Origin of the sequence: Bradyrhizobium sp. CSA112, assembly GCF_029051645.1 — a bacterium.
Lineage (GTDB): Bacteria > Pseudomonadota > Alphaproteobacteria > Rhizobiales > Xanthobacteraceae > Bradyrhizobium.
The window spans coordinates 121,711-147,856 of sequence record NZ_JAACFS010000016.1; the positions used below are offsets into that span (position 1 = coordinate 121,711).

25 protein-coding genes are annotated in these 26,146 nt (G+C 59.4%); 15 read left to right on the forward strand and 10 right to left on the reverse strand.

Annotated features, from left to right (window positions below):
* Positions 1-155: 155 nt before the first annotated feature.
* A complete protein-coding gene (locus tag GWE18_RS24460; protein WP_275188246.1) occupies positions 156-344 on the reverse strand; it encodes a hypothetical protein in 189 nt (62 codons plus the stop codon).
* A gap of 356 nt (positions 345-700) precedes the next feature.
* Between GWE18_RS24460 and GWE18_RS24465 the strand changes: the two genes are divergently transcribed.
* The gene (locus GWE18_RS24465; RefSeq protein ID WP_275188247.1) at positions 701-2,257 is read left to right on the forward strand and encodes a serine hydrolase; all 1,557 of its coding nucleotides are present in this window, start codon (positions 701-703) and stop codon (positions 2,255-2,257) included.
* A 249-nt stretch (positions 2,258-2,506) separates the two neighbouring features.
* Entirely contained in the window at positions 2,507-3,649 is a 1,143-nt protein-coding gene (locus GWE18_RS24470) for a DUF2235 domain-containing protein (RefSeq protein WP_275188248.1), read from the forward strand.
* 193 nt (positions 3,650-3,842) lie between these two features.
* Here the strand turns inward: GWE18_RS24470 and GWE18_RS24475 are convergent, their stop codons facing one another.
* Complete coding sequence (locus tag GWE18_RS24475; RefSeq protein WP_275188249.1) at positions 3,843-4,559, reverse strand: dihydrofolate reductase family protein; 717 nt, start codon at positions 4,557-4,559, stop codon at positions 3,843-3,845.
* A 190-nt stretch (positions 4,560-4,749) separates the two neighbouring features.
* Positions 4,750-5,160 (reverse strand): cyclophilin-like fold protein, encoded by a 411-nt coding sequence (locus tag GWE18_RS24480; protein WP_275188250.1) that lies wholly within the window; start codon positions 5,158-5,160, stop codon positions 4,750-4,752.
* 111 nt (positions 5,161-5,271) lie between these two features.
* Here GWE18_RS24480 and GWE18_RS24485 point away from each other — a divergent pair, with 111 nt between their 5' ends.
* The 4 genes from GWE18_RS24485 (at position 5,272) to GWE18_RS24500 (ending at position 10,020) form a co-directional block, all read left to right on the forward strand.
* Positions 5,272-6,165: a LysR family transcriptional regulator gene (locus tag GWE18_RS24485; protein WP_275188251.1), complete on the forward strand. Its 894-nt coding sequence runs from the start codon at positions 5,272-5,274 to the stop codon at positions 6,163-6,165.
* A 163-nt stretch (positions 6,166-6,328) separates the two neighbouring features.
* Positions 6,329-6,775, forward strand: a complete 447-nt coding sequence (locus tag GWE18_RS24490) for a (2Fe-2S)-binding protein (RefSeq protein ID WP_275188252.1) — start codon at positions 6,329-6,331, stop codon at positions 6,773-6,775.
* Between the two features lie 9 nt (positions 6,776-6,784).
* The gene (locus tag GWE18_RS24495; protein WP_275188253.1) at positions 6,785-9,025 is read left to right on the forward strand and encodes a xanthine dehydrogenase family protein molybdopterin-binding subunit; all 2,241 of its coding nucleotides are present in this window, start codon (positions 6,785-6,787) and stop codon (positions 9,023-9,025) included.
* A gap of 101 nt (positions 9,026-9,126) precedes the next feature.
* Complete coding sequence (locus GWE18_RS24500; RefSeq protein ID WP_275188254.1) at positions 9,127-10,020, forward strand: LysR family transcriptional regulator; 894 nt, start codon at positions 9,127-9,129, stop codon at positions 10,018-10,020.
* Positions 10,021-10,973: 953 nt separating this feature from the next.
* Here GWE18_RS24500 and GWE18_RS24505 read toward each other — a convergent pair.
* On the reverse strand, positions 10,974-11,237 hold the full coding sequence (locus tag GWE18_RS24505) for a cyclase (protein WP_275188255.1): 264 nt from the start codon (positions 11,235-11,237) through the stop codon (positions 10,974-10,976).
* 498 nt (positions 11,238-11,735) lie between these two features.
* Between GWE18_RS24505 and GWE18_RS24510 the strand changes: the two genes are divergently transcribed.
* A complete protein-coding gene (locus GWE18_RS24510) occupies positions 11,736-13,097 on the forward strand; it encodes an IS1182 family transposase (RefSeq protein WP_275188256.1) in 1,362 nt (453 codons plus the stop codon).
* A 187-nt stretch (positions 13,098-13,284) separates the two neighbouring features.
* Here the strand turns inward: GWE18_RS24510 and GWE18_RS24515 are convergent, their stop codons facing one another.
* Genes GWE18_RS24515 through soxC form a run of 3 tightly spaced genes read right to left on the reverse strand, consistent with a single transcriptional unit; the run spans position 13,285 to position 15,748 of the window.
* On the reverse strand, positions 13,285-13,863 hold the full coding sequence (locus GWE18_RS24515; protein ID WP_275188257.1) for a hypothetical protein: 579 nt from the start codon (positions 13,861-13,863) through the stop codon (positions 13,285-13,287).
* Positions 13,864-13,899: 36 nt separating this feature from the next.
* Positions 13,900-14,433, reverse strand: a complete 534-nt coding sequence (locus GWE18_RS24520) for a cytochrome c (protein ID WP_342804285.1) — start codon at positions 14,431-14,433, stop codon at positions 13,900-13,902.
* A 19-nt stretch (positions 14,434-14,452) separates the two neighbouring features.
* On the reverse strand, positions 14,453-15,748 hold the full coding sequence (gene soxC / locus GWE18_RS24525) for a sulfite dehydrogenase (RefSeq protein ID WP_275188259.1): 1,296 nt from the start codon (positions 15,746-15,748) through the stop codon (positions 14,453-14,455).
* A gap of 57 nt (positions 15,749-15,805) precedes the next feature.
* Here soxC and GWE18_RS24530 point away from each other — a divergent pair, with 57 nt between their 5' ends.
* A complete protein-coding gene (locus GWE18_RS24530; protein ID WP_275188260.1) occupies positions 15,806-16,633 on the forward strand; it encodes a helix-turn-helix transcriptional regulator in 828 nt (275 codons plus the stop codon).
* Positions 16,634-16,696: 63 nt separating this feature from the next.
* Here the strand turns inward: GWE18_RS24530 and GWE18_RS24535 are convergent, their stop codons facing one another.
* Positions 16,697-17,371, reverse strand: coding sequence for a LysR substrate-binding domain-containing protein (locus tag GWE18_RS24535; protein ID WP_275188261.1), 675 nt, complete (start codon positions 17,369-17,371; stop codon positions 16,697-16,699).
* 379 nt (positions 17,372-17,750) lie between these two features.
* Between GWE18_RS24535 and GWE18_RS24540 the strand changes: the two genes are divergently transcribed.
* The 6 genes from GWE18_RS24540 to GWE18_RS24565 all read left to right on the forward strand — a co-directional run bounded on the left by GWE18_RS24540 (position 17,751) and on the right by GWE18_RS24565 (position 22,604).
* On the forward strand, positions 17,751-18,713 hold the full coding sequence (locus GWE18_RS24540; protein ID WP_275188262.1) for a tripartite tricarboxylate transporter substrate binding protein: 963 nt from the start codon (positions 17,751-17,753) through the stop codon (positions 18,711-18,713).
* A gap of 72 nt (positions 18,714-18,785) precedes the next feature.
* Entirely contained in the window at positions 18,786-19,127 is a 342-nt protein-coding gene (locus GWE18_RS24545; RefSeq protein ID WP_275188263.1) for a carboxymuconolactone decarboxylase family protein, read from the forward strand.
* Between the two features lie 13 nt (positions 19,128-19,140).
* Positions 19,141-20,340 (forward strand): mandelate racemase/muconate lactonizing enzyme family protein, encoded by a 1,200-nt coding sequence (locus GWE18_RS24550; RefSeq protein WP_275188264.1) that lies wholly within the window; start codon positions 19,141-19,143, stop codon positions 20,338-20,340.
* 32 nt (positions 20,341-20,372) lie between these two features.
* The gene (locus GWE18_RS24555) at positions 20,373-21,584 is read left to right on the forward strand and encodes an MFS transporter (protein ID WP_275188265.1); all 1,212 of its coding nucleotides are present in this window, start codon (positions 20,373-20,375) and stop codon (positions 21,582-21,584) included.
* Entirely contained in the window at positions 21,581-21,847 is a 267-nt protein-coding gene (locus GWE18_RS24560) for a hypothetical protein (RefSeq protein WP_275188266.1), read from the forward strand. Before GWE18_RS24555 ends, GWE18_RS24560 begins: the two co-directional genes overlap by 4 nt.
* A gap of 4 nt (positions 21,848-21,851) precedes the next feature.
* Complete coding sequence (locus tag GWE18_RS24565; RefSeq protein WP_275188267.1) at positions 21,852-22,604, forward strand: TSUP family transporter; 753 nt, start codon at positions 21,852-21,854, stop codon at positions 22,602-22,604.
* A 190-nt stretch (positions 22,605-22,794) separates the two neighbouring features.
* Here the strand turns inward: GWE18_RS24565 and GWE18_RS24570 are convergent, their stop codons facing one another.
* Entirely contained in the window at positions 22,795-23,361 is a 567-nt protein-coding gene (locus GWE18_RS24570) for an alpha/beta hydrolase (RefSeq protein WP_275188268.1), read from the reverse strand.
* Between the two features lie 356 nt (positions 23,362-23,717).
* Positions 23,718-24,152, reverse strand: a complete 435-nt coding sequence (locus GWE18_RS24575) for a hypothetical protein (RefSeq protein WP_275188269.1) — start codon at positions 24,150-24,152, stop codon at positions 23,718-23,720.
* A gap of 380 nt (positions 24,153-24,532) precedes the next feature.
* Here GWE18_RS24575 and GWE18_RS24580 point away from each other — a divergent pair, with 380 nt between their 5' ends.
* Positions 24,533-26,131: a recombinase family protein gene (locus GWE18_RS24580; protein ID WP_275188270.1), complete on the forward strand. Its 1,599-nt coding sequence runs from the start codon at positions 24,533-24,535 to the stop codon at positions 26,129-26,131.
* Positions 26,132-26,146: the final 15 nt, after the last annotated feature.

Consider the following 26,146-nt stretch of genomic DNA (forward strand, 5'->3'; position numbering starts at 1 on the left):
ACCACGGGGCGGCTGAGCCCTGACTGCTTCAGCCGTTTGCTCGGGAGCTATTCGGAAAAATCGAATTCATGGCGACCGGCAGTGCCGCGTTCGATCTTGCCGTTGCATGTTGGCCTTCGACCAATAGCGAGGTGCAGGATCTGTTTGCGAAACTGTTAGAAAAACGATTTGACCGTCAGCCCTGCTGCGCGGGCATCCTGTATGAATGTATGCGCCTCCTCATTGGTCATTGTCAGTTCACCGCCGCCGAGGAATTCCTCTCCTTTGAGCGTGTTCGCACGGAACATCGTCTCGTGTCTGCCTACATCAACCGTATAATCAATGTCGCTTGGTGCTTCGGGCATGGCATCCTCCTCGATCCCGAAGCGAGTATATTGTCTCCATTTCAGCCAGCCCTACAAGACGGCAATTGCGAGATAACGCTGCTGCGCGGGCGATCATGATTGGGGGGGAAGAAGCATGCTCATTATCTGCAGGCAGACCTGCCGTACGCTTGTCACCCGAAGCGGAAGTCGCCGGCCCAGCCAACGGCCGAGCGGTCGTGCCGCCGATCTGATATCCTGCGAGGGCTGGCCCATACTCTCACTCAGATACTCGTGAGGGCATATTGATGTGTTGCATGCGCAGCAATTGAACCACACGATTATCGTTCGTTTTCGCGGGAGCGATCATGAATAGGTGTCTTCTGGGGACGTTACTTGTGGCTCTCACCGGCGCGACGGCGGCTGCGCAGGCTCCCAGCAAAGACGCGCTCATCGCCCGCGCGAAATCATTCGAATTCGACACGCCCTATGTGCCGCCGCCGGGCGACCCCTTGACGCATCATGCCGCCGGATATGCGAAGGTCATGTGCTCAGCTGTATTCATGACCGGGCTAGCCCCCGATTTTGCGGCCGAAAACGTTGGGTTTTTCACGGCGCCCCACCGACAGCGCGCGAAGCTCGACAAGCCCGTCATCGATCGCGCCAACAAGGCGGTCCACGTCATGCTCCCTAACGGCGTGACCCGGACGGCCAAATATCTCGGGAGCCAGGGGTGCGTCACGTTCCCGATCGGCGAGAGCGCCATGAATTTCGAGCCGGTCGCTGTCAAGAGCCGATTGCCCGATCCCGCGACCCAATTGTGGCCCATGGGCGACATGCTGCCGCAGGATCCATTGCCGGCAGAAATCGACGCCGAGAAACTCAAAGCTGCCGTGAATGCCGCGTTCCAGCCGGCCGAAGGATTGACCGCGGCGTTCGTTGTGACATGGAAAGGCCGCCTCATTGCAGAGCGCTACGCGGAAGGTATTACGCCGCAGACGCCGCTCGAAAGCTGGTCCATGGGCAAGAGCGTTACGGCAGCGCTCTTTGGCATTCTGGTCAAGGACGGCGTCTATGATTTGGACCAGCCGGCACCGATCCCTGAATGGCAAACGCCCGGCGACCCGCGCGCCAAAATACGCATTGCAGATCTCCTTCGCATGTCGAGCGGACTTCGGATCAGGGCGCCCCAAGACCCCGATCATGACCCAACGGGGCCTTACCCGGATCACATCTATCTTTATACCGGCGGCATCGATTCCTTTCACTATGCGGCAACACGGCCATTGCAATGGCCTCCCAACACGGTCGGACGCTATCGCAACACCGATCCGGTCCTGATCAACTATCTGATCCGGCTTGGTGTCGAAAAAAGCGGCGAGGAATATCTCTCATTTCCTCAGCGGGTGCTGTTCGACAAGCTCGGCATCCGTACCATCGTGATCGAAACTGATCCGTTCGGAAATTTTCTAGGGCAAGGTTATGAGGTGGGCTCCGGGCGCGATTGGGCGCGGCTTGGCAATCTTTTTCTTCAGGAGGGCGTTTGGAACGGTGAGCGCATTCTCCCGGAGGGCTACACCACATTCGTCAGCACGCTTGCGCCCGCCTGGGCCGCGGACAATCGGCCGATCTATGGAGCTTTTTTCTGGCTCAATGGCGACGGGCAATATCCAGTCCCGCGCGATGCCTATTACATGGCGGGCGCCGGCGGGCAAACCACACTGATCATTCCCTCGCATGATCTCGTCGTCGTGCGTCTCGGGCACTATCGGGGCGCATCTTACGCCACTTCAGGCTTCAGCAAGGCGCTCGCGCAGCTGATCGAGGCAGTGCCAAAAGCGCAAAAGGCCCGGACCCAAGAATCTGACAACAGAGGGCACAACGGGCCAAGCGAAGGAAGTAAAAATACTAAGAATCGTGTCAACGAGGCTATCGGTCCATCTGTTGGGAAATGAGACATGCCAATCATGCTGACCAGTCCGCTTTCGATGGAATAGAAGACATAGATGAGCTACACAGGGATTTCGACGCTAGCGATGCCCGCGCTCGCCTGCTGCTAGGGGAGGAATCTCTACCGAGAAACAGGAGCCCTGTTGCTTGGTCTGATCCAGCCTCGACGGCTTCACTTCGCTTAGGGCTGGCCGTGCATGTCCCAAAGCGCTGACTGATGCGTCCCATTCCGGGTAAAAAAGCGGAGCAAGAATATGGCGAAGAACGTCGTGATACTTTCCGACGGAACTGGCCAAGGTGCTAGCATGCCGAAGGCGGTGCGCACCAACGTCTGGAAGCTATGGGACGCAACGAAAAAGGCTGCCCCTGCTCAACAGGTTACGTTCTATGATGAAGGGCTGGGTGCGGAGCACAAGCGCGAGTGGTGGCGTTGGGCTTACGATCTCGCCAGCCGGGCGACCGGCCTCGGAATCTCGCAAAATATCAAGGACTGCTATACAGCACTCATCGAACACTATGAACCGGGTGACCGGGTTTTTCTATTCGGATTCAGTCGTGGCGCCTTTACCGTACGTAGTCTCGGCGGCGTGCTGTCGCTGTGTGGTATTCCGCAACGCGACGCCGCGGGAAACAGTCCCCGCGACCCTCAGAACAAGAAGGGTCGATTGGCGCTTGTCGAGGAGGCGGTTGAGGCGGTCTACAAGCACTACGGAGGCAATAAGAAGCAAGAAGAGCGCATTGCCCTTGGCTTGGAATATCGCGACCGCTACCAGAGCCTTTCCATCGATTCCAGCAACCCTCCCTTTCCCTATTTCATTGGAGTCTGGGACACCGTGCGCGCGCTCGGCATTCCAGGCTCAAGCGGATTGGTCTTGTGGCGTCACGCCTTCCACAATGCCTCGCTAAATCCCTACGTCCCCTACGGACGCCAAGCGCTCTCGATCGACGAAAACCGCGAAATCTTCGCGCCGGAGATTTGGGACGAGTCGGAAGAATCGCCGGACGCCAAAGCGCGTGGTCGCATCAAGCAGGTTTGGTTTCCCGGCGTGCATTCCGACGTGGGCGGTGGCTATCGCGAGACCGGCCTATCCGATTTGGCACTGGAGTGGATGATCAAGGAGGCAACGGCAGTCGAGCATCCGCTCATCGTGGATATGACCAAGCTGAAATTGAAGCCGTCATACGAAGGCATCCAGCACGACGAGCGGACCGGATGGGGTCGCGCCTGGACCGAGGGCACCAGGGAAGGCGTGCGAGACGGCAAAGGGCCGGACATCCTACATGAAGACTTTGTTCGCAACCGCTTTGGCTTGGCCAAGGCACGTTGCGTGACCGGCGACCGACCCTATCGTCCAAAGGCGCTGGCGAAGCACCGCGATTATTTGAGTTTCTATTGAATTTCAAATGGTGCACGAGGAAGGGCCTATGCCTGCGCAAGCAAACCCACCTATGCGGTATGGCCGGACATATTCCGTTGCGTCTCCGCGCGGCAATTGACGCGCCGACATCACGGCTTCAGGCAACATCCGACTTCTGACTGCTTGGCCGCATAACGATGCGGCCGGCCGCCTTGAGCCCGTGCCTGCAGCCTTACGAAGGCTGCTGCCACCCAGGCGTCGCATTCTGCATCAGATACCGCAGCAGCACCGCACCGCCTTCTAGCACCTCAGTACGCGCCAGCGTCATCGCGGTCAGCGGCGCGCGCTGATCAGCCTCAGCCTCCGCGGAATCGAACACACTTGGCGCTCCTTTCGCACCGTCTACGGCAGGGCACAGGATGAGATTGAGCTCGTCGACCAGCCCAGCTCGCAGGAAGGCACCGTTTGTGCCACCTCCGCCCTCGAGCAGCAGCCGCTTCACGCCCAGCTCGCGATTGAGGATGTCCAGCGTAAGCGTCAGATCGAGGTGGGATTTCCCGGCGAAAATGTAGGACACGCCTTCACTGCGCAGGCCCGCCAGGTGTGTATCCGATACCGCCTCGGAAAGCACGACGACGATCGGATCGCCGCCTATATCAGACCGGCCCCAGGCGATCTTGCCGTGCGCGTCGAGAACGACGCCATAAGCCTTTGCGCCGCGTCGCGCGAACCAAGGCTCCCTCGCCAAGGCCTCCGTTGTCGAAGCGGGATATGGCTTGCCCTTGGCGAACTCCTGGCCGGTCACGCGGCCGATAAGCCAGGCGTCGCCAGCGAGTTCTTCGTGCACCCGCTCGAACACATTTGCGACTGCTCCCTTCGGACACCAGCGGCTTGGGCGCGTCCGACCGTCGACACTCGCGGCCATCAGACAGATCACATGAGGCTTCATTCGCGCTCCGGGTGACGTCATTTGCGGTTTCGCCTCGCTCACGTCGGCACCAGCGTCCCGTCTGCCTGCGGCACGCGCAGTACGGGGGTTTCACGGTCCTCGAAACGTACGTCACGTGGGACCATAGAGAATGGCTCCACGCATAATCCTGTCCCTTGCCTTTCGCGATGCCGCGTCTAAGGCGGAAGTTTCATTTGATACGTTCGACTCGGACGGTGACTGGTCCGGGCCGATCAAAAATCGAAACGTCACCGGTCATCTGGCCAAGTATGATGATCCCGGGTTCTGGGACACGGCCGTTGCGGTAGTAGATCACAAAGTGATCGGAGCTCCAGAGTCCCAGTGTACCCGCCGAGAAATCAAGTTGCCGCTCGAGCGCGGGCAAGGGCGAAGGCAGATCTCCGGTCTTTTCCTGACGGAGGTGATCGCGCATTTCAATGGTGAGCGGCAACATCCGGACCAGCGATCGGGTCGCGTCGTTGTCGACCAGCTCGGCAGTGACCTTGCCCCAGTCGGAGGAAATCAGAATGCGCTCTTGTGCCATTGCAGCTCCAATGAATCCGAATGTGATGACGAAAGCGTTCAAGAGTCGATTCAGCATTCGGCAGCCTTCCTGCTTTTCGGCCTTCCTCGAGGACCGCGCTGATTTAGCGCGCGCATCAGCAGCGACTAGCCGCTATAATCGGCATGAACTTATGAACGGAATTGATAAATGCAGACCGGCAAGCTCGACGACCTTCTGGCCTTCGTGGCGGTCGCGCGGGAGCGAAGCTTTACCAACGCGGCAGCCAAACTCGGCGTTTCACAATCGGCGCTGAGCTACACCATCCGTGAACTCGAGGCGCGCCTGGGCGTCCGGCTACTGACGCGAACGACGCGGAGCGTGGCGCCGACGGAAGCGGGCCAGCGCCTGCTTCGAACCGCAGGCCCTCGGATCGAGGAGATCGAAGCCGAGCTTGCCGCCATACGGGAGCTTCGGGACAAGCCGGCGGGCACAATTCGAATCACAGCCACCGAATATGCCGCGGACACAGTTCTGCTACCGAAGCTGACGAACATCCTGCCGAAATACCCTGACATCAAGATCGAGATCATCATTGACTACGGACTGATCGATATCGTCGCACAAGGGTTTGACGCCGGCGTGAGAAGCGGTGAGCAGGTCGAAAAAGATATGATAGCCGTGCGCATTGCACCGGACATGCGCATGGCGGTCGTCGGAGCTCCATCGTACTTCAAGGATCGACAACCACCGAAGAGACCGCAGGATTTGATCGGCCACAACTGCATCACATTGCGCTTGCCCACCCATGGCGGGCTCTATGCCTGGGAGTTTGAAAAAGGCGGTCGCGAACTGAAGGTGCGCGTCGAAGGTCAGATGACCTACAACACAACCGCCCAAATGTTGAACGCCGCACTTGCAGGAATGGGTCTAGCCTATGTGCCCGAGGGTTGGGCAAAACCCTATGTCGCCAAGGGCCGACTCAAGCGGGTCCTTGAAGATTGGTGCCTTCCGTATTCGGGCTATCACCTCTATTACCCCAGCCGCCGACAACACTCGGCAGCCTTTGCGCTGCTGGTGGATGCGCTGCGTTATCGCGACTAGGAGATCGCGAAGTGGGCGATTAATCAAACTTGCTCATAAGTCCATGCGAACGTAGCTGGCTAATTCGACGCCGCAACTTAGGCTAAATGTAGCTTCTCACCGGCCGCTGCGTTTGGGTTCTTGCCCTCGCGTCATGTTGCCGAGAAATCCGAGGAGCTTTTCGATGCAAGTGACCATTAATGGCAAAACCCATCAGGTGGAGACAGAGGACGATACGCCTCTGCTTTGGGTGATCCGCGACGAACTCGGGATGACCGGCACCAAATATGGCTGCGGCATCGCCCAATGCGGAGCCTGCACGGTGCTGATCGACGGTCAGGCGACGCGGTCCTGCGTCACGCCCGTCGGCAGCGTCGCCGGGCAATCCATCACCACGATCGAAGCCATCACCGAGGATGCGATCGGCCGCCGCGTCGTGGAAGCCTGGGTCGCGAACCAGGTGCCGCAATGTGGCTATTGCCAGTCCGGCCAGGTGATGGCTGCGACCGCCCTCCTGAAGCAGAATCCCAAGCCAAACGATCAGGACATCTCGGCAACCATGACCAATCTCTGCCGCTGCGGTACTTACAACGCGATAGCCACCGCAGTCCGGCAGATTGCACAGGGTTGAGGGGCCGTCATGAACAGCATGAATCACGATTTCTGCCCCGCTATCGATTTGCCGGAAGGACGGCCAGTGAACCTTTCGCGGCGCGACTTTCTCGGCGCCTCGGTTGGCGCCCTCGTACTTGGCGCTATGCTGCCCGGGAGCAAGGCGCTCGCGCAGAGCACCGCCCCGGTTGCCAAAACCTCCCCGCGCGTGTCGGCCTTTCTGGTAATCCGCGCCGACAACAGCGTGTTGTTGCGCAGTCCCTTCGTCGAAGGAGGCCAGGGCGTCTCCACGGCGTTGGCGCAAATCGTCGGCGAGGAGTTGGACGCAGACCCAGCCAGCTTCACCGTGGAATGCGCGCCGCCCGGCACCGATTATCTGGTCGTTAACGGTCGCCGCTTCACTGGCGGAAGCTACTCCGTGCGATCGAGCTACGAAACGATGCGTCGCGTCGGCGCCTCCGCCCGGCAGATGCTGCTGCAGGCCGCGGCCGCCCGCCTTCGCGTGCCGGTCGCGAGCCTGTCCACCGAGCCTGGACGCGTGCGCCATGCTACTTCGAACCGCACGATCGAGTACGGCTCACTGGCTGCAGACGCCGCGGCCTTGCCCGTGCCACAAGAGGTGACGCTTCGTTCTGAAAAGGATTTCCGCTGGATCGGCAAGCCGGTTGCGCGCCTTGACGCGCGCGACAAGTCCACCGGCAAGGCCACCTACGGTATTGATCTCAAGATTGACGGCATGCTGCAGGCTGCTGTCCAGCACGCGCCCCGCCGCGGCCTCGAACCTGCCGGGCTCATCAACGAGACCCAGGTGAAGGGCATGCCCGGCGTGCATTCCATCCACCGCCTGTCCGGTGCTGTGGCCGTGGTAGCCGACCGCTGGTGGCATGCTCGTCGCGCGGTCGAAGCGCTCCAGGTCACCTGGACGGACTCCGCGTCTGGCACACAGCGGCTGATGCCTGCCGATTTCTCGTCGGAAGGACGCAAGGCACTCCTGGAAGCCACTCCCGGGCCGGGCATTTCTGCGGAGACAGTGGGCGATGCAGCCGCTGCGCTCGGCAGCGCAGCGCGCGTAGTGTCTGCGACATATGATGCGCCCTATCTGGCGCATGGCCAATTGGAGCCGCCGTCAGCGATCGCGCGCTGGAACGAAGATGGCACGCTCGATCTTTGGCTGCCTAACCAGGCGCCCGAACTGTTCCAAACCGCGGCGGCGAAGGTCGCCGGCATCACACCCGAAAAGGTGAAAATCCATTCGCCTTTGCTGGGCGGCTTCTTCGGCCGGCATTTCCTGTACGACACGGCCAATCCATTCCCCCAGGCCATCTTGCTGGCGAAGGCCGTGGGACGCCCGGTCAAGATCATCTGGAGTCGCGAGGAAGAGTTCTTGCGCGACGCGCTGCGCCCGATGGGCTTTGCGCGTTTCCGGGGCGGCCTCGATGCGAATGGCATCCCCGTGGCGCTCGAGGCAGAAGCCGTTGGCGAAGGACCGGTCGATCGCTGGTTCGGCCGCAAGCCGGGCGTCGCCGACCGTTCGGCCGTCGAGGGAATCGCAAACAAGCCCTACGCGATTGCCAACCGCCGTGTCGCTCATGTCCTTGTCGATGATCCTAACGTCATCGGGTTCTGGCGCTCGGTCGGCCATTCCATGAACGACTTCTTCTACGAGACGTTCTTCGACGAGCTTGCCGATGCCGGTCGGCAGGATCCCTATCAGCTTCGCCTGCGGCTGTTGGCCGACAAGCCCCGCCACAAGACGCTGCTCGAAGCAGTCGGCGATCTCTCGGGCGGCTGGAAGCGCGGCCCCTTCTCGGCGGCTGATGGCAGCAAACGAGCGCGCGGTGTCGCCATGGCGTCGCCGTTCGGGAGCGAGGTCGCGACCATCGCAGAAGTCTCGCTGAAGGATGGTACCGTCATGGTGCATGATGTCTGGGTGGCGATCGATCCAGGCAGCATCGTCAATCCCGGCATCATTGAAGCGCAGGTCAATTCTGCCGTTGCGCTTGGTCTCTCGTCTGCGCTGTTGGAAGAGGTCGTTTATGCCGAGGGCGTGCCACAAGCGCGCAACTTCGACGCCTATCCGATCCTCCCGCCGGACCGGATGCCGCGCGTGCATGTGCGCATCGTCAAGAGTGGCGCTCCCATGGGTGGCATCGGCGAGCCAGGCCTGCCCGGCGTGCCGCCGGCTGTCGCAAATGCAGTCGCCGCTCTAACCGGCCAGCGAATTCGCAGCCTGCCGCTGTCCAAGATCAAGTTTGGAGACATGGGCTGATCGGCACCCCACAAACGCGTAACATGTGCTTGCCGAATCTGCGCGCGGCGGACGAGAGCAGCGGTGCGCCGCCGCGCAGGCTCACGAGCAAAAGGCGATAGATGCATCGAGGCTACCTTGACGACCTCAGGGCCTTCAAGGCGGTGGGCCGAGAACGCAGTTTCACAAGAGCTGCTGCGAAGCTCGGCGTGTCGCAGTCCGCCCTTAGTCACACGATCCGTGAACTCGAGAGTCGCCTTGGTGTTCGGCTACTGACCCGCAACACCAGGGGCGTTAGTCCCACCGAGGCTGGAGAGCGCCTGCTTCGAACTGTTGCGCCACGACTTGATAAGATCGAGACAGAGCTTGCGTCCTTAAGCGAGGTTCAAGATAGACCCGCCGGCACTGTACGGATCACGGCCGGCGACCACCCGGTTCGATCGATTGTCTGGCCTAAACTGACAAAACTTCTAGCGAGCCATCCGGACATCAAGGTCGAGATCACGCTGGACAATCGCAACGTCGACATCGTTGACCAACGGTACGACGCGGGTGTGCGTCTGGGAGAACAGGTCGCCAAAGACATGATTGCGGTTCGCATCGGACCCGACGTCCGCTTTGCGGTCGTCGGCGCGCCATCATACTTCGCAGATCGCCCTCCGCCGGCGGCGCCCAATGATTTGATCGACCACAAATGTATCAATCTGCGTCTTCCGACCTACGGCGGACTATATGCCTGGGAGCTCGAAAGAGATGGGCATGAGGTGAAAGTGCGCGTCGAAGGCCAGCTCGTATTCAACAGCATTTTCGAGGTGCTCGAAGCTGCGGTGGCCGGCTTCGGCCTTGCTTTCGTGCCTGAGGACTTGGCACTGCCACACATTGCGAACGAAAATCTCGCTAGAGTACTCGAAGATTGGTGTGTGCCTTGGTCGGGCTATCATCTCTACTATCCGATCAGTCGCCAATCTTCAGCGGCGTTCGACCTGCTGGTCGACGCTCTACGCCACCGTGAGTAGTGCCGAAGCGTCAGAGAGCCGCCCTCTTAACGGAAAGTCTCGATAATCCGCTCCGAAGTAGTAGATGGGCCGCTACTCCTCCGGGCCCGCTACCGCAGGGCATGTTGTTTTGCCGGATGGAATGGTCCCCTGCCCGGCCACTGCCTAGGAGCGGTAGGAGCGACCACCGTCCACCGTCACGATGGTTCCGCTACGGTAAGGCCAGCTATGGCCCGCCGATGACTGCGTCACTTGCACCGGCAATGGGCAGCGGACTCGCGCCATTCAGAATGAAGCAACCAAAAAGGTGATTAGATGAGCAATATCAAATGGCTGGGGCGGGAGGGATCGAACCTCCGAATGGCGGAATCAAAATCCGCTTGATTATTCAGCGATTTCAAGACGCATTTGGAAAAAATGGTCAAAACACCCTCTAGCAATTCCAATAACTTGGCAGCCGTTTCCAAATAAAGAAGCAGCCCTCGCAGAGGATCAGTCTCGCAAAATCTGAGGCAATGGCTGCGCGCGTGCCGACTAAGAAGAGACACTCAGCTGCCGGCCGAGCGGAACGCTGGTCAACAACGCCGGCAGTCGGCCGCGTCGAGCCGATGCCCGCTTTGATTGCGAACCGATAAGCTCTTGCGACGTTCTTATCGGTCGAAAGCAACTAACGTCCGCTTCGCGCCAAGAGCGGCCGATCGCGAACACCCTTCTTAGACGAGCCAGAAGGCCAATCGGCATAAAGTATGGCGCTCGCGATAGAGTGACGCGGAGGGCGGGCCGAATGGTGTTGTTGGGCCTCTTCATCCCATTGGGTGTAACCGCTCGCCGATGTCGTCTTCTGACCCCGGACCGGACGTCCGAGCCGCAGGGCTTGGGCCGCTTGCCAGGGGCGGTTTCCGGACGTTGGAGAAGGCTGAATGCCGGTATCGTCAACCAAAGTTGACCGACCTGGACAAGGCCTACCGAGAGTATCAGCCGATCAAATGAATTGTGGGCGCTCCCAGCACACCGGCCTTTTGCATCGCAGTCTTCAAATCATCACTCGCCGTCCAGGCGCGCGCCTTGGCCAGGTCCGACACGTTGGCTACGATTACAATGTCGTTAGGGTCTTCCGCGTTGCGGTAGACGCGGCAGTCAGTGATTCCAGCCGCGACCCGGCTCGATTCGTGGGCGTCATAGCCCGGACGCCATGCTGCATAATCACGGACGCTGTGATGAATAATCATCGAAGCCATCGGTCCCTCCCACATGTCGTTTTCCAGCGAACGGCTGCGCCAATCGCCGATGAAGACCGTAAGCTCTTTTGCACCTGGCGTCTGCTGCCTTATTGTTGCGGACTGAAGAGCACGATCGCACGCGCGCCTAAACCAAAGGATAGCCGTCTCCATTCCAATTGCGTAGTGGAAGCCTACCTCGGTTCGGCCGGACCACGCCTGCGTGCAATGGCGTCAGCCGGCGCTCGGCGCTACCAATCCAGCAAGACGGAATGCAAAGCAACGGAACCGGACCCGCGAGCCGGCAGTTGCAAGACAAGGTCGGCGGCGTAATGCCCGCCGGCCTTTTTCTTTTGATCGAGCGGCGAGCTGAACTTCTCGCCATCGTTCCATTCGTGACGCGCTCATGATTGCTTGCAACGAATGGCCGCTTTGCGCCGATTGTGTTGAAAAACTCGACCGTTGAAGCCGAGCGGCTTCGCTGATTCACTCCGTCCGTTGGGCGGGAGGGCCGAATCGATGATGGGTCAGCGGCAGATTGATCAGGCGGCGCTGTTCTACGAGTTCTCCCTTGAGCGACACGTTCCTGTTACCCACCTGCTGAGATCGATCGACCGGTTCGTGGATTTATCGGGCATCCGACGGCACCTGGAGCCATTCTACAGCTGCACTGGCCGGCCTTCGATTGATCCCGACCTGCTCGTGCGGATGCTGTTAGTTGGCTACTGCTACGGCATCCGTTCCGAACGGCGCTTGTGCGAGGAAGTGCACTTGAACCTCGCTTACCGGTGGTTCTGTCGGCTCGGTCTTGAGGGCGAGGTGCCGGACCACTCGACCTTCTCCAAGAACAGGCATGGCCGCTTCCGGGACTGCGATCTGCTGCGAAAGCTGTTCGAGACGGTGGTCCAGCGCTGCATCGCAGAAGGATTAGTCGACGGCGCCGCCTTTGCGGTCGATGCCAGCTTGATTGCCGCCGACGCTAACAAGCAGCGCGCTGTTGCTGGAACTGATGAGGTTGACTGGGAGACCGTTGCGAGGACGCGCCGATCCGTCCGGGAGTATCTCGATACGCTGGATGAAGCGGCCTGGGGCGCGGCGAGCGACACAGTGCCGAAGTTCATTGCCAAGTCGGACCCAGCCGCGCAATGGACCGGCGCTCACAAAGGACATGCCTTCTTTGCCTACGCCAACAACTATCTGATCGACCTGAAGGTCGCGATCATCGTCGACGTCGAGGCGACGCGAGCGATCCGGCAGGCCGAGGTCGGTGCGGCGCGCACTATGATTGAGCGTACCGAAGAGCGCCTTGAGCTCCGTCCCGAGCGCGTTGTAGCCGACACTGCCTACGGGGCAGCGGAGATGCTGGCGTGGTTGGTCAACGAGCGCGCGATCGAGCCGCACATTCCGGTCTTCGATAAATCAGGGCGTGCCGACGGGACGTTCTCTCGGGAAGACTTCGCCTACGATCAACAGAGCGACGTTTACATCTGCCCAGCTGGCAAGGTGCTGACTTCCACCGGCACCCTTGTGAACGATGGGACAACGCTGCTCTACCGGGCCAGCAAACATGACTGCGATGCTTGCGAACTCAAGCCCCGGTGTTGTCTGAAGATGCCCTCCCGCAAGGTCCCACGCTCAATCCACGAAAAGGCTCGAGACGTTGCGCGCGAGATCGCCAAGACCCATGCCTACGTGACGTCGCGGCGTGAACGGAAGAAGATTGAAATGCTCTTCGCGCACCTCAAGCGCATCCTGCGGCTCGACCGTCTCAGGCTGAGAGGCCCATTGGGTGCCCAAGACGAGTTCCTCCTGGCGGCCACCGCCCAAAATCTCCGGAAGCTCGCAAAGCTGATCCCGAGCCCTGCGCTGCAGCCCGCCTAAAGCACAGTAGAGGCCGCGCGCGCCTGCCTCTTGGCATCGTTACGAACGGCCTATTGGTCGAGTTTTTCAACGCAATCCGCCAGAAGCGGCCGGTCCATAAGTGTACATCAGAAAATTCAGATTGTGAGGTACCTGCGCGTCGGTGGCGCCGGGATACGCCTTTGCGGCATACCCGTTCGTTAAGGCCTCAGAGGTTCGACCGGATCGAGTCATCCCACATGCCGAGCATCGAATAGATGTGGGACGGCATATGCAGCGCGTGGGACGAATTGGCCGCTATCTTGTCGTAGAGACGAGCAGTGTCCAAGCACATCGCGGCGAGCGGAGCGAAATCGTAGCTATGGAGCAGATAATGGGTGATCCCCGGATGCTTCGGATGATCCTTAGCTTGCGCGTTGAGGATCCCGGCAGCTTTCAGCTGATTGCCGTACGTTTTGTCCGACAAATCGATCGTCTCTAACAGCGAGAGAGCATAAAATATTGCAACGGGGAAAGGCGGAACGAGCGGGTTCGGACGATAGCTCGTCGCGAGGCCCCAATAGGCAATGCCGCAATCCGGATCGTTGCGGATGATTTCCTGGAATGCTTTCGACGTCTCTGGATAGAAGTTGTGCATGAGGGTGACGGTGCGGTCGAATTTCGCCTGCTCCCCTTTGCACGATATGGGGAAGCTGACGTTGCCGAGTTTCCCGTCGCTCTCATGCGCCACGGCATATGAGCTAGCACCGATAAAACATGCAATGGCCGCAATCATCAGGTGGTTCATGATTTTTGACGTGTGCCGCTCCCTTTCACCATCCGCCTATTTGCAATTCGCCTTGCATTTCAGGTCGTCGGTGTCGGGTCTCCCATCGGGAATGAAGCCGTCCGCGTTGGGCATTTTCACCTTCTTCAACTCCTGCGCATCCATGACCGCTTGCCGCGGTACGATGTCGTTAACGTACAGCAGGTAGGCCACGACCGAATAGACTTCGTCCGCTGTCAAACTGTTCGGCGCCGTGAATGGCATGGCCCGATTGACGTAGTCGAAGATCGTTGTTGCGTAGGGCCAGTAACTGCCAACCGTCTGAACGGGCTTTGGTGTCGCAAGCGTGCCTTTGCCGCCCACGAGGCGGTCGAAACCTTTCGCCGGATTCTGTCCCTTCTCGCCATGACAGGCGGCGCATTGTTCGGCATAGATCTTCTCACCTTGCTCGACGCTCCCCTTCCCCGGCGGCAACCCTGCTCCATCCGGCCGCACGTCGATGTCCCACCCACGGATCTGTTCCGGAGTTGCCGGCGTTCCGAGGCTGAGCCGCGCTTGCTGCGCGAGCGCAGAACCGGCGAAGAAGAACAAGGCAACGGCAACGCAGACGTTAAGTGCTCGCATTGGTGAGGACTCCATCAGCAGCGACTTTCCAGCCTTGAATTGCGTTGAAGTGGTACCGGGGATTTGTTCCCCGCGCGGCAATCAAGCTCGAACGGGTGGGCTGCATCCAGCCCTTGTCGTCATAAGCTCTGCTCTGGATCTCCAGGGGCTGGCCCTGCCAGCTGAACGGCAGCCGGAAGCGAGTCAGACACTTGTCGAGGACGGGCTCCTGAAGCGAGGCCCGGCGCCATGTGGCACCGCCATCGACCGAAACGTCGACACGCGTGACATGGCCGCGCCCCGACCAGGCGATTCCCGAAATTTCGTAAGACCCCGGGGCTTTGAAGCTGCGATCCGCATTCGGGAAGGTCACGACGGACTTTACGTCCATCTCGAATGCGAATTGGTAAGCCTTGCCGTTGGCCAGCAAGTTGGTGTAACGCGCGGTTTCCTCTCGCGAATGCCATGGACGATCGCCAATCTTCAGGCGACGCAGCCATTTCACCGACATGTTTCCCTCGAAGCCCGGAAGGAACAGCCGAACGGGATAGCCTTGCTCGGGCCGGAGCATCTCTCCGTTCTGCGCATAGACGATCAGCGCATCGTCGAGTGCTTTTTCGATCGGCACGCTGCGCGTCATGGCGGCCGCATCGGCGCCCTCCGCCAGGATCCATTTGGCATCCGGCTTCAGCCCGACCTCGCCCAGGATTGTTGAGAGGGGCACCCCAGTCCACTCGCAACAGGACATCAGCCCGTGCGTGCGCTGAACGGAATGGTAGCCGGATTTTCTCCATTCAGTGGAGCTGTTTCCGGAGCATTCCAGGAAGTGGATACGAGTGACCGCTGGAAACCGCAAGAGATCATCCATCGTTAGGACCAGGGGCCGGTCCACCAGGCCGTGGATCAGCAAGCGATGCTGATCGGGCGCGATCTCGGGCACGCCGGCATGATGACGTTCGAAGACCAGCCCGTTCGGGGTGATGATACCGTGAAGGTTCTGCAACGGCGTAACGCTGAAGGCCTCAGTGTCGGTGGCGCGAGGCTCCCGAATGCGTCGAACGACATCCTTCTCGAATTTCGACGGCAGTCCGTACGCTGGCGACAGGATCGGCCCACCCTGCTCACGCATCCATTCGGGAACGTCAGGCGGCACGGCGCCAGCCAGAGCCTCACCGGATTTCACTGAGGACATGCCGCCGATCGCGAGCGCTGCTCCCGACGCCAGGATTCTCCGTCGACTGACACTCATTTTTCTCTCCCTAGCCTTTGGCGCATTGACGGCCCCGCCAAGACCAACCGCCATCACCGATCTGAGAGTAGGGACAAATCGCTGGCCTTTCCTTCTACAGAATGCCAATTTATGTCGATGAAACGTCAATCGCCAAAAAACTTTGGCTGGAAGCCGCTTCAGGCCCCGCAGGGTCTTGGACCTCCCAAGCCCATGATCATTCGTGTGCAGTCGCTTGCTGCTAGAAGCTACTTCGCCGAACACAGTCACACTTGGAATCAGCTTGTGTACGCGGTTTCGGGCGCGCTCACCGTCAACGCCAACGGAAGGAGCGTCGTCATTTCTCCAGAGCAAGCCGTCTGGCTGCCGACCGGCACGACGCACTCGGTCGGCTCTCTCATGGGCGCGGAATTCCGGAGCCTTTGGGTGGCAGATGATCGAAGCTCAAGCATAACGCCCCGGACGACCGTCATTCACGTGTCCCCGTTTCTCCGTGCGCTCATCGTAGAGGCCGCATCGCTCAAAAAAGAAGATCGTCACTACGCCGCGCGCGTTACCGCGCTCATCCTCGATCAGTTGCGACGGGCGACGCCGATTTCAGGAGCGTTGCCTTGGCCCAACCACCCAGCTTTGCTTGCACTCTGTGAGAGCCTCTATGCCGATCCCGCCAATCCTCGCCACACCGACAAGTGGGGTATCGAAATCGGGATGTCATCGCGAACGCTGACCAGGCGCTTCGAGAGCGAGGTCGGCATGAGCTTGCGCACTTGGCGCCAGCGTCTTCGCCTGTTTAAGTCCATCGAATTGTTGGGCAGTGATCTCCCGATCACGGAGATTGCGCTGCGTCTTGGATATTCATCAGCGTCGGCATTCGTATTCATGTTTCGATCCGAAATGAGCATAAGTCCACTGCAATACAGGCGAAATCTAAGCCAGGCAGTTGGCGGAGGGACTTCATAAAACCCATAAATCCGGGCTTTAGGATTGATCAACCGAGGACGCTGTCAGCCGCTGTTGCGCCGCTCAGGTTTTCGTAGTCTTATCCTCAATCGTCACCTCAACGATGCTTTTCAGCAGCTTTGCCGTGAGATGCGAACGAGCATGAATCTTGCGCTCGACAAGTGAGACATTGCGTTCGAATCCGCGGATCGGCACCACCTGCAAACGTTGATCAACGATCTGGGCCTCACCTCGAAGAATTGGAAGCACGCTCACGCCGTGCCCATATTTGACGAAGGTAAGCACGGCGTCCTGCGAACTTAGCTCCACTGCGGGGCGTATGTCGATGCCGCTGCGCAGGAAGAACGCGTCGATCGACCGCCCCACCCAATTGGTGCGGTCTAGTGCGATGTAGGGCGAAGTCGTCAGGGTCTCGACAAGGCTGGCACATGCCCAGCCCTCGGGTAGAATCAACGCAAACGGCTCGGAATAGAGATGATGAACGAGCAACTTGTCAGATAACGGGTGCGGCGGGTGGGTGATGACGGCCGCATCCAGTAAACCAGCCTCAACCTGTGCGATGAGGTCTGGCGAGTTGCCGCCCGTGATTTTCACTCGCAAGCGCGGAGCTTCGGCCTTCAGGTTGCGGAGCACGATAGGGAATATGCCGAGTAGCACCGTGTGAATGCCGCCCAAGGATATCGGGCCTTGCACCGCGTCCGGATCGGATAGCTGAAGCATTTCTTCGTAGACCGACATCATTTTTTCGGCGAGCGGGATAAGGCGATGCCCCGCTGACGAGAGCTTGAGCGAGCGCTTTGTCCGTACGAAGAGCTCAACGCCGAGCTTTCCTCAAGCAGTTTCAACTGCGCACTCACGGCCGCCGGCGAGAGGTGCACGTCGTCGGCCGCTGCAGCGATCGTGCCGCGATGATGAAGTGCAAGGAAAGCACGCAAGGCTCGTAGCACAATTGCCCTCCGTCGATCGGCTGGGAGACAAGCGATACGTAGCACGCTCTGCCGCGAGCATCAGCACTTTCGATGCTCAGGCCAAAATCTTTCAGTTTTTCCCGACAACGGTTTCTATCTTACCATCCTTGAAAGGCTTGCCATCAAGAGCAGGCCGAAGGGAGGAAGAGATGGGAGCACTCAAGCGTCTCATGGCGCGGGCATGCGTGATTCTGGTCGCCGCAATTCCGACGACCGCATCAGCCGCTTGGCCTGAACGAATAATCACTCTGGTCGCACCTTTCCCGGCCGGAGGTAACGCCGATGCGGTGGCCCGTATCCTGGCTGACGGGCTGCAGCCGATCCTCGGCCAGTCAATCATCGTTGAGAACCGGCCGGGTGCCGGAGGAATGTCAGGATCGAGCTCGGTGGCAAAGTCCAGGCCTGATGGCTACACATTTCTGCTTGGGGCACTTGCGAACGTCCTCAACGAACACCTGTACAGGCAGAAGCCATTCGACCTGCGCAAGGATTTGGCCCCTGTGTCGCAGGTGGCCAGCGTGCCAAACTACTTTGCCGCCACTCCGGGCCTCGGCATCAACACGCTCGCCGATCTCGTTGCGCGCGCCAAGGCCAAACCGGGTCAGCTGACCTGCGCTACCAGTGGCGTGGGTACAAGCGGACATATCGCCTGCGAGATGTTCAAGCGCGGTGCCGACGTGAACGTCTTGATCGTGCCATACAGGGGTGGCGCTCCAGCGATCACCGACGTGATGGCGGGGCACACGGACTTTCTTGCCGTGAACGAGGCCCTTCCATTCATTCGGGACAACCGGCTGAAAGGTCTCGCCATAACCTCTCCCGACCGGTCACCGTTGGCCCCGGAGTTAGCGCCGGCGGCAGAGACGATCCGGGGCTTCAATCTCGTGTCCTGGTACGGTGTGTTCGCACCGGCCGGTACGCCGCCGGAGATCGTCGCCAAAGTAAGTGCAGCCATCGCGGCGACGCTCAAATCGCAGCAAAGCCGCGACCGTCTGACGATACTCGGTGCAACTCCGGTCGAAAGCTCACCCAAGGAGTTCGCGGATTTCCTCGCGCAGGAGTCCGTCCGCTGGGAAACGATCATCAAGGAGATGAACATGGTGCTCGATTGAGATCGTGCCCGCAGCACCGAGCTGTCGGCGCGACGCCGCAACCATGATCCTTATCAAAATACGGAGGTCCCGATGCTGAATGACTGGAAAGTCCAACTCGCCAACACCCGGAAGGCTGCCGCCACGCTCACCGAAGCCAACCCCAAATTTGTGCAGGCATTTCAGGCGCTGAACGCAGCACAAGGCGCAAACGGCCATTTGGACGCCAAAACCCGCGAACTGATAGCGCTTGCTGTCGCGGTCACCACGCGTTGCGACGGCTGCATTTCATCGCATGCCGCCGCGGCGCGCCAAGCCGGCGCAACCGAGGGAGAACTGGCGGAGGCGCTTGGCACAGCGATCGCACTAAATGCAGGTGCTGCGTACGTCTACTCCGTCCGGGCAATGGACGCCTTCAAGCAATTCGGCGAGTGAAAGCAGGTCATCGATGAAAGTTACTTCCGTTGAAACGCTGATCTGCGACGCAGGATGGCGCAACTACTATTTTGTCAAGCTGAGCACGGACGCCGGAATCACCGGCTGGAGCGAGTACGACGAAGGATTTGGATCTCCGGGCGTCACGGCTGTCATTGAGCAATTGAAGAACCGCCTTGTCGGCCAGCCCGTGAACGATCACGAACGATTCTTTCAGCTGGCCAGCTGCCTGACGCGGCCAGCTCCAGGCAGCGTGGTCGGCGAAGGCATCGGCGCCCTGGAAAATGCCCTGCTGGACGCCAAGGCCAAGGCGCTCGGTGTACCTTGTTACGAATTGCTTGGCGGCAAGCTGCGCGACAAGGTACGCGTGTACTGGTCGCACTGCCCGACCTGGCGGATCAACCATCCGACCTTCTATCCCCCGGCAGTAACCGATCTCGAAGGCGTGAAGCGGACTGCCGCGGAGGCGCGTGAACGCGGGTTCACCGCGCTGAAGACGAACCTGTTCATCCACGAAGACGGTCCTGCCTATGCGTGGCGGGCGGGTTTCGCCATTCCTTTCATGCCAGAACTCCCGATCGACAAGAAATTCATTCGCAACGTCCGCCGCCATCTTGAGGCGTTACGCGAAGGTGGGGGTCCGGACATGGACATCCTCATCGACATCAACTTCAACGCAAAACCGGAAGGCCTGCTCAAGTTCTTGAGGGCTATCGCCGATCTCGACATGTTCTGGGTCGAGATCGATCTCCACAATCCGGCGGCCCTGGCTTACGTGCGCCAGCATAGCGCACATCCGATCAGTTCGTGCGAGACGCTCATCGGGGTGCGGAATTTCCTCCCGTACTTCGAGAAACAGGCAGTCGATGTCGCGATCGTAGACACGGTGTGGAACGGCGTCTGGCAGAGCATGAAGATCGCGGCCCTGGCCGACGCCCACGATGTAAATGTGGCCCCGCATAATTTCTACGGCGACCTTTGCACCATGATGAACGCCAACTTTGCGGCAGCGGTTCCGAATCTGCACATTATGGAAGTCGATGTCGATCGCCTGCCGTGGGAAAACGAGCTGTTCACGCACGCGCCGGAATTTCGAGACGGCCACTTGCTCGTGCCGACGCGGCCCGGCTGGGGAACCGAGCCGATCGAGGAGGCGATACGTGCTCGCCCGCCAAAAGTCGCGGGCGGCCTGCTCCAATATAAGCGCAGCTGATCGTAATGCCGATGCTCGTTGGCGCCTCCTGAATGCGAATCAGTGACGTACCCCGACAAGTTCTGCCGGTCATCGTCGTCTCGCAATTCAGCGCGACCTCGCTGTGGTTTGCCGCCAATGCGGTGATGCCCGATCTGCAGCACGCCTGGAACTTGCCGCCGACCGCGGTCGGCGCGCTCAGTTCTGCGGTTCAGGTCGGATTCGTCAGTGGTACGTTCGCTTTCGCACTGCTGATGGTGGCGGATCGCTTCGCCCCTACTCGCGTATTTTTGGTTTGTGCAGTTCTTGGCTCGGCTGCGAACGCGCTGACCGTAGTTCTTGATCGTCAATGGGAAACGCTGCTCGTGCTGCGGTTTGCCGTCGGCTTCCTGCTCGCCGGGATCTATCCCGTAGGAATGCGTATCGCGGCAAGCTGGTATCGCGACCGACTGGGTGCCGTCATGGGTATCCTGATTGGTGCTCTGGTGCTGGGAACCGCGCTGCCGCACGGAATACGCGCGCTTGGGGGAAGCGCTTTTCCGTTCTCCTGGCAGGCCTTGCTGCTCTGCGTATCAACCCTGGCAGCACTTGGTGGGGTGGCAATGGTGCTTTTCGTGCCCACCACCTCGTCGCCGGCGCCCCAGCATCGCATCACCGCACGTGCATTGACCGTGATCTGGACCAGCAAGGCCGTCCGCGCGTCCGTCTTTGCCTATTTCGGACACATGTGGGAGCTGTACACTTTCTATGTACTGGTGCCTTCGGTGCTGGCGACCAGGCTTGCCGGAAGCCAAGTCAGCGGAGCGGCCTTCTGCGCGATCGCCGCCGGTGTGGTCGGCTGCGTCGGCGGCGGCATGTTCGTGCACTGCTTCGGTAGCGCTCGCGTCGCTGCTACCCAACTTGCGATCAGCGGGGCCTGCGCGCTTGCCAGCCCGCTGATGCTTGGGGCTCCGCTGCCGCTTTTTCTGAGCTGGCTCCTGCTGTGGGGCGCCACTGCCGCAGGCGACTCGCCCCAATTTTCGACGCTGACCGCACAGAATGCGCCGCCCGAACTGGTCGGCAGCGTGCTCACCTTCGCGAACTGTGTTGGATTTGCGATCACGGTAGCGAGCATTGAGCTGTTTGTGCGCTGCGCCGAGGCCATTGCCATGCCGAAGCTCCTGCCATGGCTCGCGTTGGGCCCGGTGCTCGGTCTGATCGCATTTCGCTCGCTGTGGCGAGCTCCCTATCCTCCCTCGAACCCTGTACGCGGTCGGCCGTCATGAAGATCATCGTTTCCGAAAGCATCCTGCCGGGTTCGCCGGAGCTGTTACGCGCTGCCCGCGAAATCCGTCTCGATCCGAGATCGTTTGTCGATCGAACCGCGTTGACCGCCGCGGCGCGCGACGTCGATGCGACATGCGTACGGCGCCTCACCCAGGCGCGGGACGCGCCGCTCGACGCGATGGCTCGTTGCAAGATCTTCGGGCGGTCGCAGCAACGCGGGAACGGTCTCGTCGGCGAGGTACTCGAGCTGCCGGCGGCATAAACCGATGTGGACCCATCTGGTATTCCTACTGTTTGTCGCGCTGGCAGTCTATGCACAGAGCCTCACCGGTTTCGCCCTGGCGCTGATCCTGCTCGGATTGATCTCAGCGACGGACCTCGTACCTTTAACCGACGCGGTCAACGCAGTGACAGTGATGGTTTTCGTCAACGCCTGCACATTCCTCTATCAGCGTTTTCCTCCGCACTTCGAACGGTGGTTGTGGCCAGGCGTGGTATCCAGTCTGCTGGGAGCCGCCGTTGGCACTCTGCTACTGACTTGGCTGGCAGGTACCTTCTACCAGGTGGTGAAGCTGCTTCTTGGTATCAGCATCATCGGGTCTGCTTTCTTGCTCTGGCGGGCAGCCAAGCCGCTGGAAAAAGCTTCATCGCGGCCGGCCTTTGTTCTGACTGGCGCGATTTCCGGTTTGCTGGGCGGTATGTTTTCGGCTCCGGGCCCACCCCTGGTCTACCTGATGTACCGGCAGCCGTGGACGCCGGAGAAAATTCAGGAGTCTTTGATCTTCTTTTTTGGCGCAGGAGCTTTGCTGCGACTATTGATCGTCGTTCCAACGGACGGCTTTTCGCTACAGGCTACGCAGCTTGCCGCCGAGGCCGTTCCGGTGGTCTTCTTGGTTACTGCTTTCGCGGCAGGCCGCTCTTCGCCGCTGTCACCACCCCTTCTCAAGCTGCTGGTTTGCCTGCTCCTAGTTGCGACGGGAGGCGGGACGGTCGGTGGAGCTCTCTCTGCAATGAGGTAGCCACGCGAACAACAAAAGAACTGCCCGATGTGTGCCTTCAGTCGGTTCAAGGACCAACGCATACCATCAGCGCAATCAAGAGGGAGGCATTGGTCATGCGTATCGGATTTAGGGCGGCCAAGACATTGGCCAAGGGGTGAAGATACGAGCAACGACAGGTGCTTCACCGCCCGCCGTTCGATGTGATTGGCTAGAGTGAGCGAATTAGGTGGCGAACCGTGAGTCCTGCTTTCGAATCAAGCGCGATTATTGTGCGGGCGGTGATGGCCCACTGCCAAAGCCGGCCGCCCAGCGTCAGACTGCGAATGGCTTCCGGGTGATCTCGTGCGACCAGGAAAGCAATAAACGCCCCATACGAATGACCAATGAGATGAACCGGGGGTAGATTAAGCGCCTTGATGAATGCAGCCAGGTCTCTTGCATGGATGGTGGCAGAAAAATCTGTTGAATCTTTGGGCCATTCATTTGGATAGTGATACCGACGACTGTACGAGATTAGTCGATATCCCCTCGAGAACGCCTCAAGCTGTCCATCCCACGTGCGGTAATCCTCCAATGTGCCGTGCACCAACACCACCGGAGTTCCTTGCCCGTGTTCAATGTAATGGAGTGTAAGGCCATTAACTCGCACCTCTCTTGTTTTCATCTCCGAAGAGGACGCGCCTTTCTGCTGCGCGAATGACGGATTCGCGACAAAGAACATGGCTGCTACCGATACGAGGACGATGTATTTCAAGAGGAGCGTTCTCGATTGCATTTGACTCTCCTGGTGTTGTGAACGTGTCGGGCGCTGGCGCGCAGACGAACTTGCGATGGGTGAGTCACGCCGGCAAGAAGGAGACGTCGATTAATTGAAATGCGATGCCCGCCGGCGGTACGTTACCTACCCGCTGTCCCATGCAAAGACTTCGGCACGTCCGCTTCAGGAGCTAGGGCCAAATCTAGCCGATTTCACCGGCCTGATGAATACCTCTCTCGGCTGGACCAATGTCTCAAATGGGTCAATCGCGTCATTTTGGTCGTCGGCCGACTACTTCCGGTCTTCCCCCTGGAAACGGACATGTCTCAACGTGCCAGGAGCCGGCATTCAGTTCGCTCTCGCGGATGGGCTAGCTACCGCTCGCGGGGGCCCTGCGGCGGCTGAGGATTGTTGGCGGGATTGGTATCGTACTTGGATATTCGCGTGATGAGCCCGCTAGTGGCGAGCGGCTGCAAGTCCGCCTCCAGCGCATCAGCAATCTCCTTGGCATAGACCTCCCGGTCGTCCACGTAGACTGTAAAGGATCTCAAATACTTTTCCTTCTTCGCCGGATTCTCGATCGTCGCCTTCGTCCACTGGTAGAGCGGATAGTTTTCGACGCCGTGCTCTTCTGCTGCGGCGACATACTCCGCAAAGGCGTCGAACTGGCATTTCAGCGCAGCGCGACGCTCGGCGAGGATATCGAACAGCGGCGCCAGTGCCGGAACACGGAGTTTTCGGCGTACCGATTCCGCCGTGGCAGAATCGTTCAGATCGAACCTAACCTGGTACTGCCACTGAGAAGTCACGCTAGTCTCGCATTCTGTCGCACCCGATTTGTCCCTTTCCGATCGCAAGGCGCTACCGCCTCCTCACGAGCAGGTCCGGCACGCGTGCGTCAAGAGCTGAACGCAATGTCAGGCCAACCGTTTCGTTAGTAGCTCCTCTTTTTGGCGAGGCGCTCGTTGAACGAACGAAGATCCATCACGATTCGTTGGTGGGTTCCGCTGCGCGATGCCTTATTGAAGTCCGGTTCGCCCTCAATTGCGGTCATTGCGTGCAGCGCAGCGAACGACACGAAGGGCCAACGACGGAAATGCCCTGCTTCGCTTACTTGATTAGATTAGTATTTCTCGTGGCCCTCACACCCCTTTCGGTAGCATCGTTGCTATGCGGAAGGAGAAAGGCCATGGCAAACGCACTTGTCGTTCACAAGGATAGTCTACCCCTATCACAAAAAGCTCTACGCGCGGCGCAATACGTCCGCATGTCAACCGATCTTCAAAAATACTCCATCGAGAATCAGGCGGTGGTCATCGCAACCTTTGCGCAACTCCACCATTTGACGATTGTCCGAACCTACCGTGACGAAGGTGTGAGCGGGCTGCGGATCAAAAACAGATTGGGATTGACGCAATTGATCAAGGACGTGCGGTCGGGATCGTCAGACTACAGCCATGTCCTAGTCTTTGATGTCAGCCGGTGGGGCCGGTTTCAGGACGTGGATGAAAGTGCCCACTATGAGTTCATCTGCAAGCAGGCAGGCATAAAGGTTGCCTACTGCGCCGAGCAATTCGAAAATGACGGCAGCCTAATTTCCCACATCATGAAGAATATAAAGCGGGTTATGGCGGCGGAGTTCAGCCGCGAGCTCTCGGCGAAAGTGTACGCGGGCCAATCCCGGCTGGTAAGACTAGGATTCAAGATGGGCGGCCCCGTAGGCTATGGGCTACAACGGCTGCTTGTCGACGAGAAATCGCGGCCAAAAACAATACTCAAACCTGGAGAATGGAAATCTCCGATTTCGGAGCATGTCAAAGTTCTGCCCGGCACTCCAGATGAGACGGCGATTGTACGGTGGATTTTTGAAGAGTTTGCGCAGGTGAAATCCGAGGAGAAAATCGTCCGTAAGCTCAATCGGCGAAACGTCCTGACAGAGAACGGTCGTCCATGGAACCGAGCCAAGGTTGCAAGACTCCTCCAGAACGAAACCTTCATCGGCAATCTCGTCTATAATCGCAAGACGAAGAAGCTCGGTACAAAAATGGTCAATAATCCATCGACGCTTTGGATTCGGACCGAGGGCTGCGTAGAGCCAATCATCGACCGAGATTTGTTTTTCCGCGTGCGAGAGATACGAAAGGGGCGCCGCTTCGAGCTCCCTGAGGAAGAGATGCTGGTCCGTCTCCGCAAGCTTTGGATGAAGAAAGGGAGATTGACGGCAAGAATCATCGACGACGCTGCAGGTCTGCCATGTAACGACTGCTACTACAGGCATTTTGGCTCCCTTCGGAACGCTTACCGCTTGATCGGCTACACCGACATGAGGCACTGGGATGCCCTTGAGGCGTACAACCGATGGCTTGCACTCAACGCAAAGAACGCTGCAGAGCTTCGCGATAGGTTCGGAAAGAAGGGTGTAAAGGCATACGTCGATGTCCCGACCGCGCGAGTGCGGGTAAATAGCGCGCTTACTATCAGTTTCGCGGTGGCGAGGTGGCAACGGCCTACCCGCCAGAACACGGAGCCGGAGTGGCTATTGCGATGTAAGATCGGCGCTCCCCCCGGGTGGATCGTTGCTTTAAGGCTTCGGGAGGATAATAGGACAGTCCTGGATCACATCTTGCTGCGCTCTAGCTTTATGAAGGGGACGTGGCTGCGATTTATGGATAAGACCCGCGAACGACGTAAAATCGAAAGCTATGAGACTTTCGAAGAGCTGGCTCGATCACTCCTTCGTCGGCTGAAACGTGGCGCGCCGATCCGCTCTTCGGGATCGGGCAGCTAGAGCCATGAAAGGACG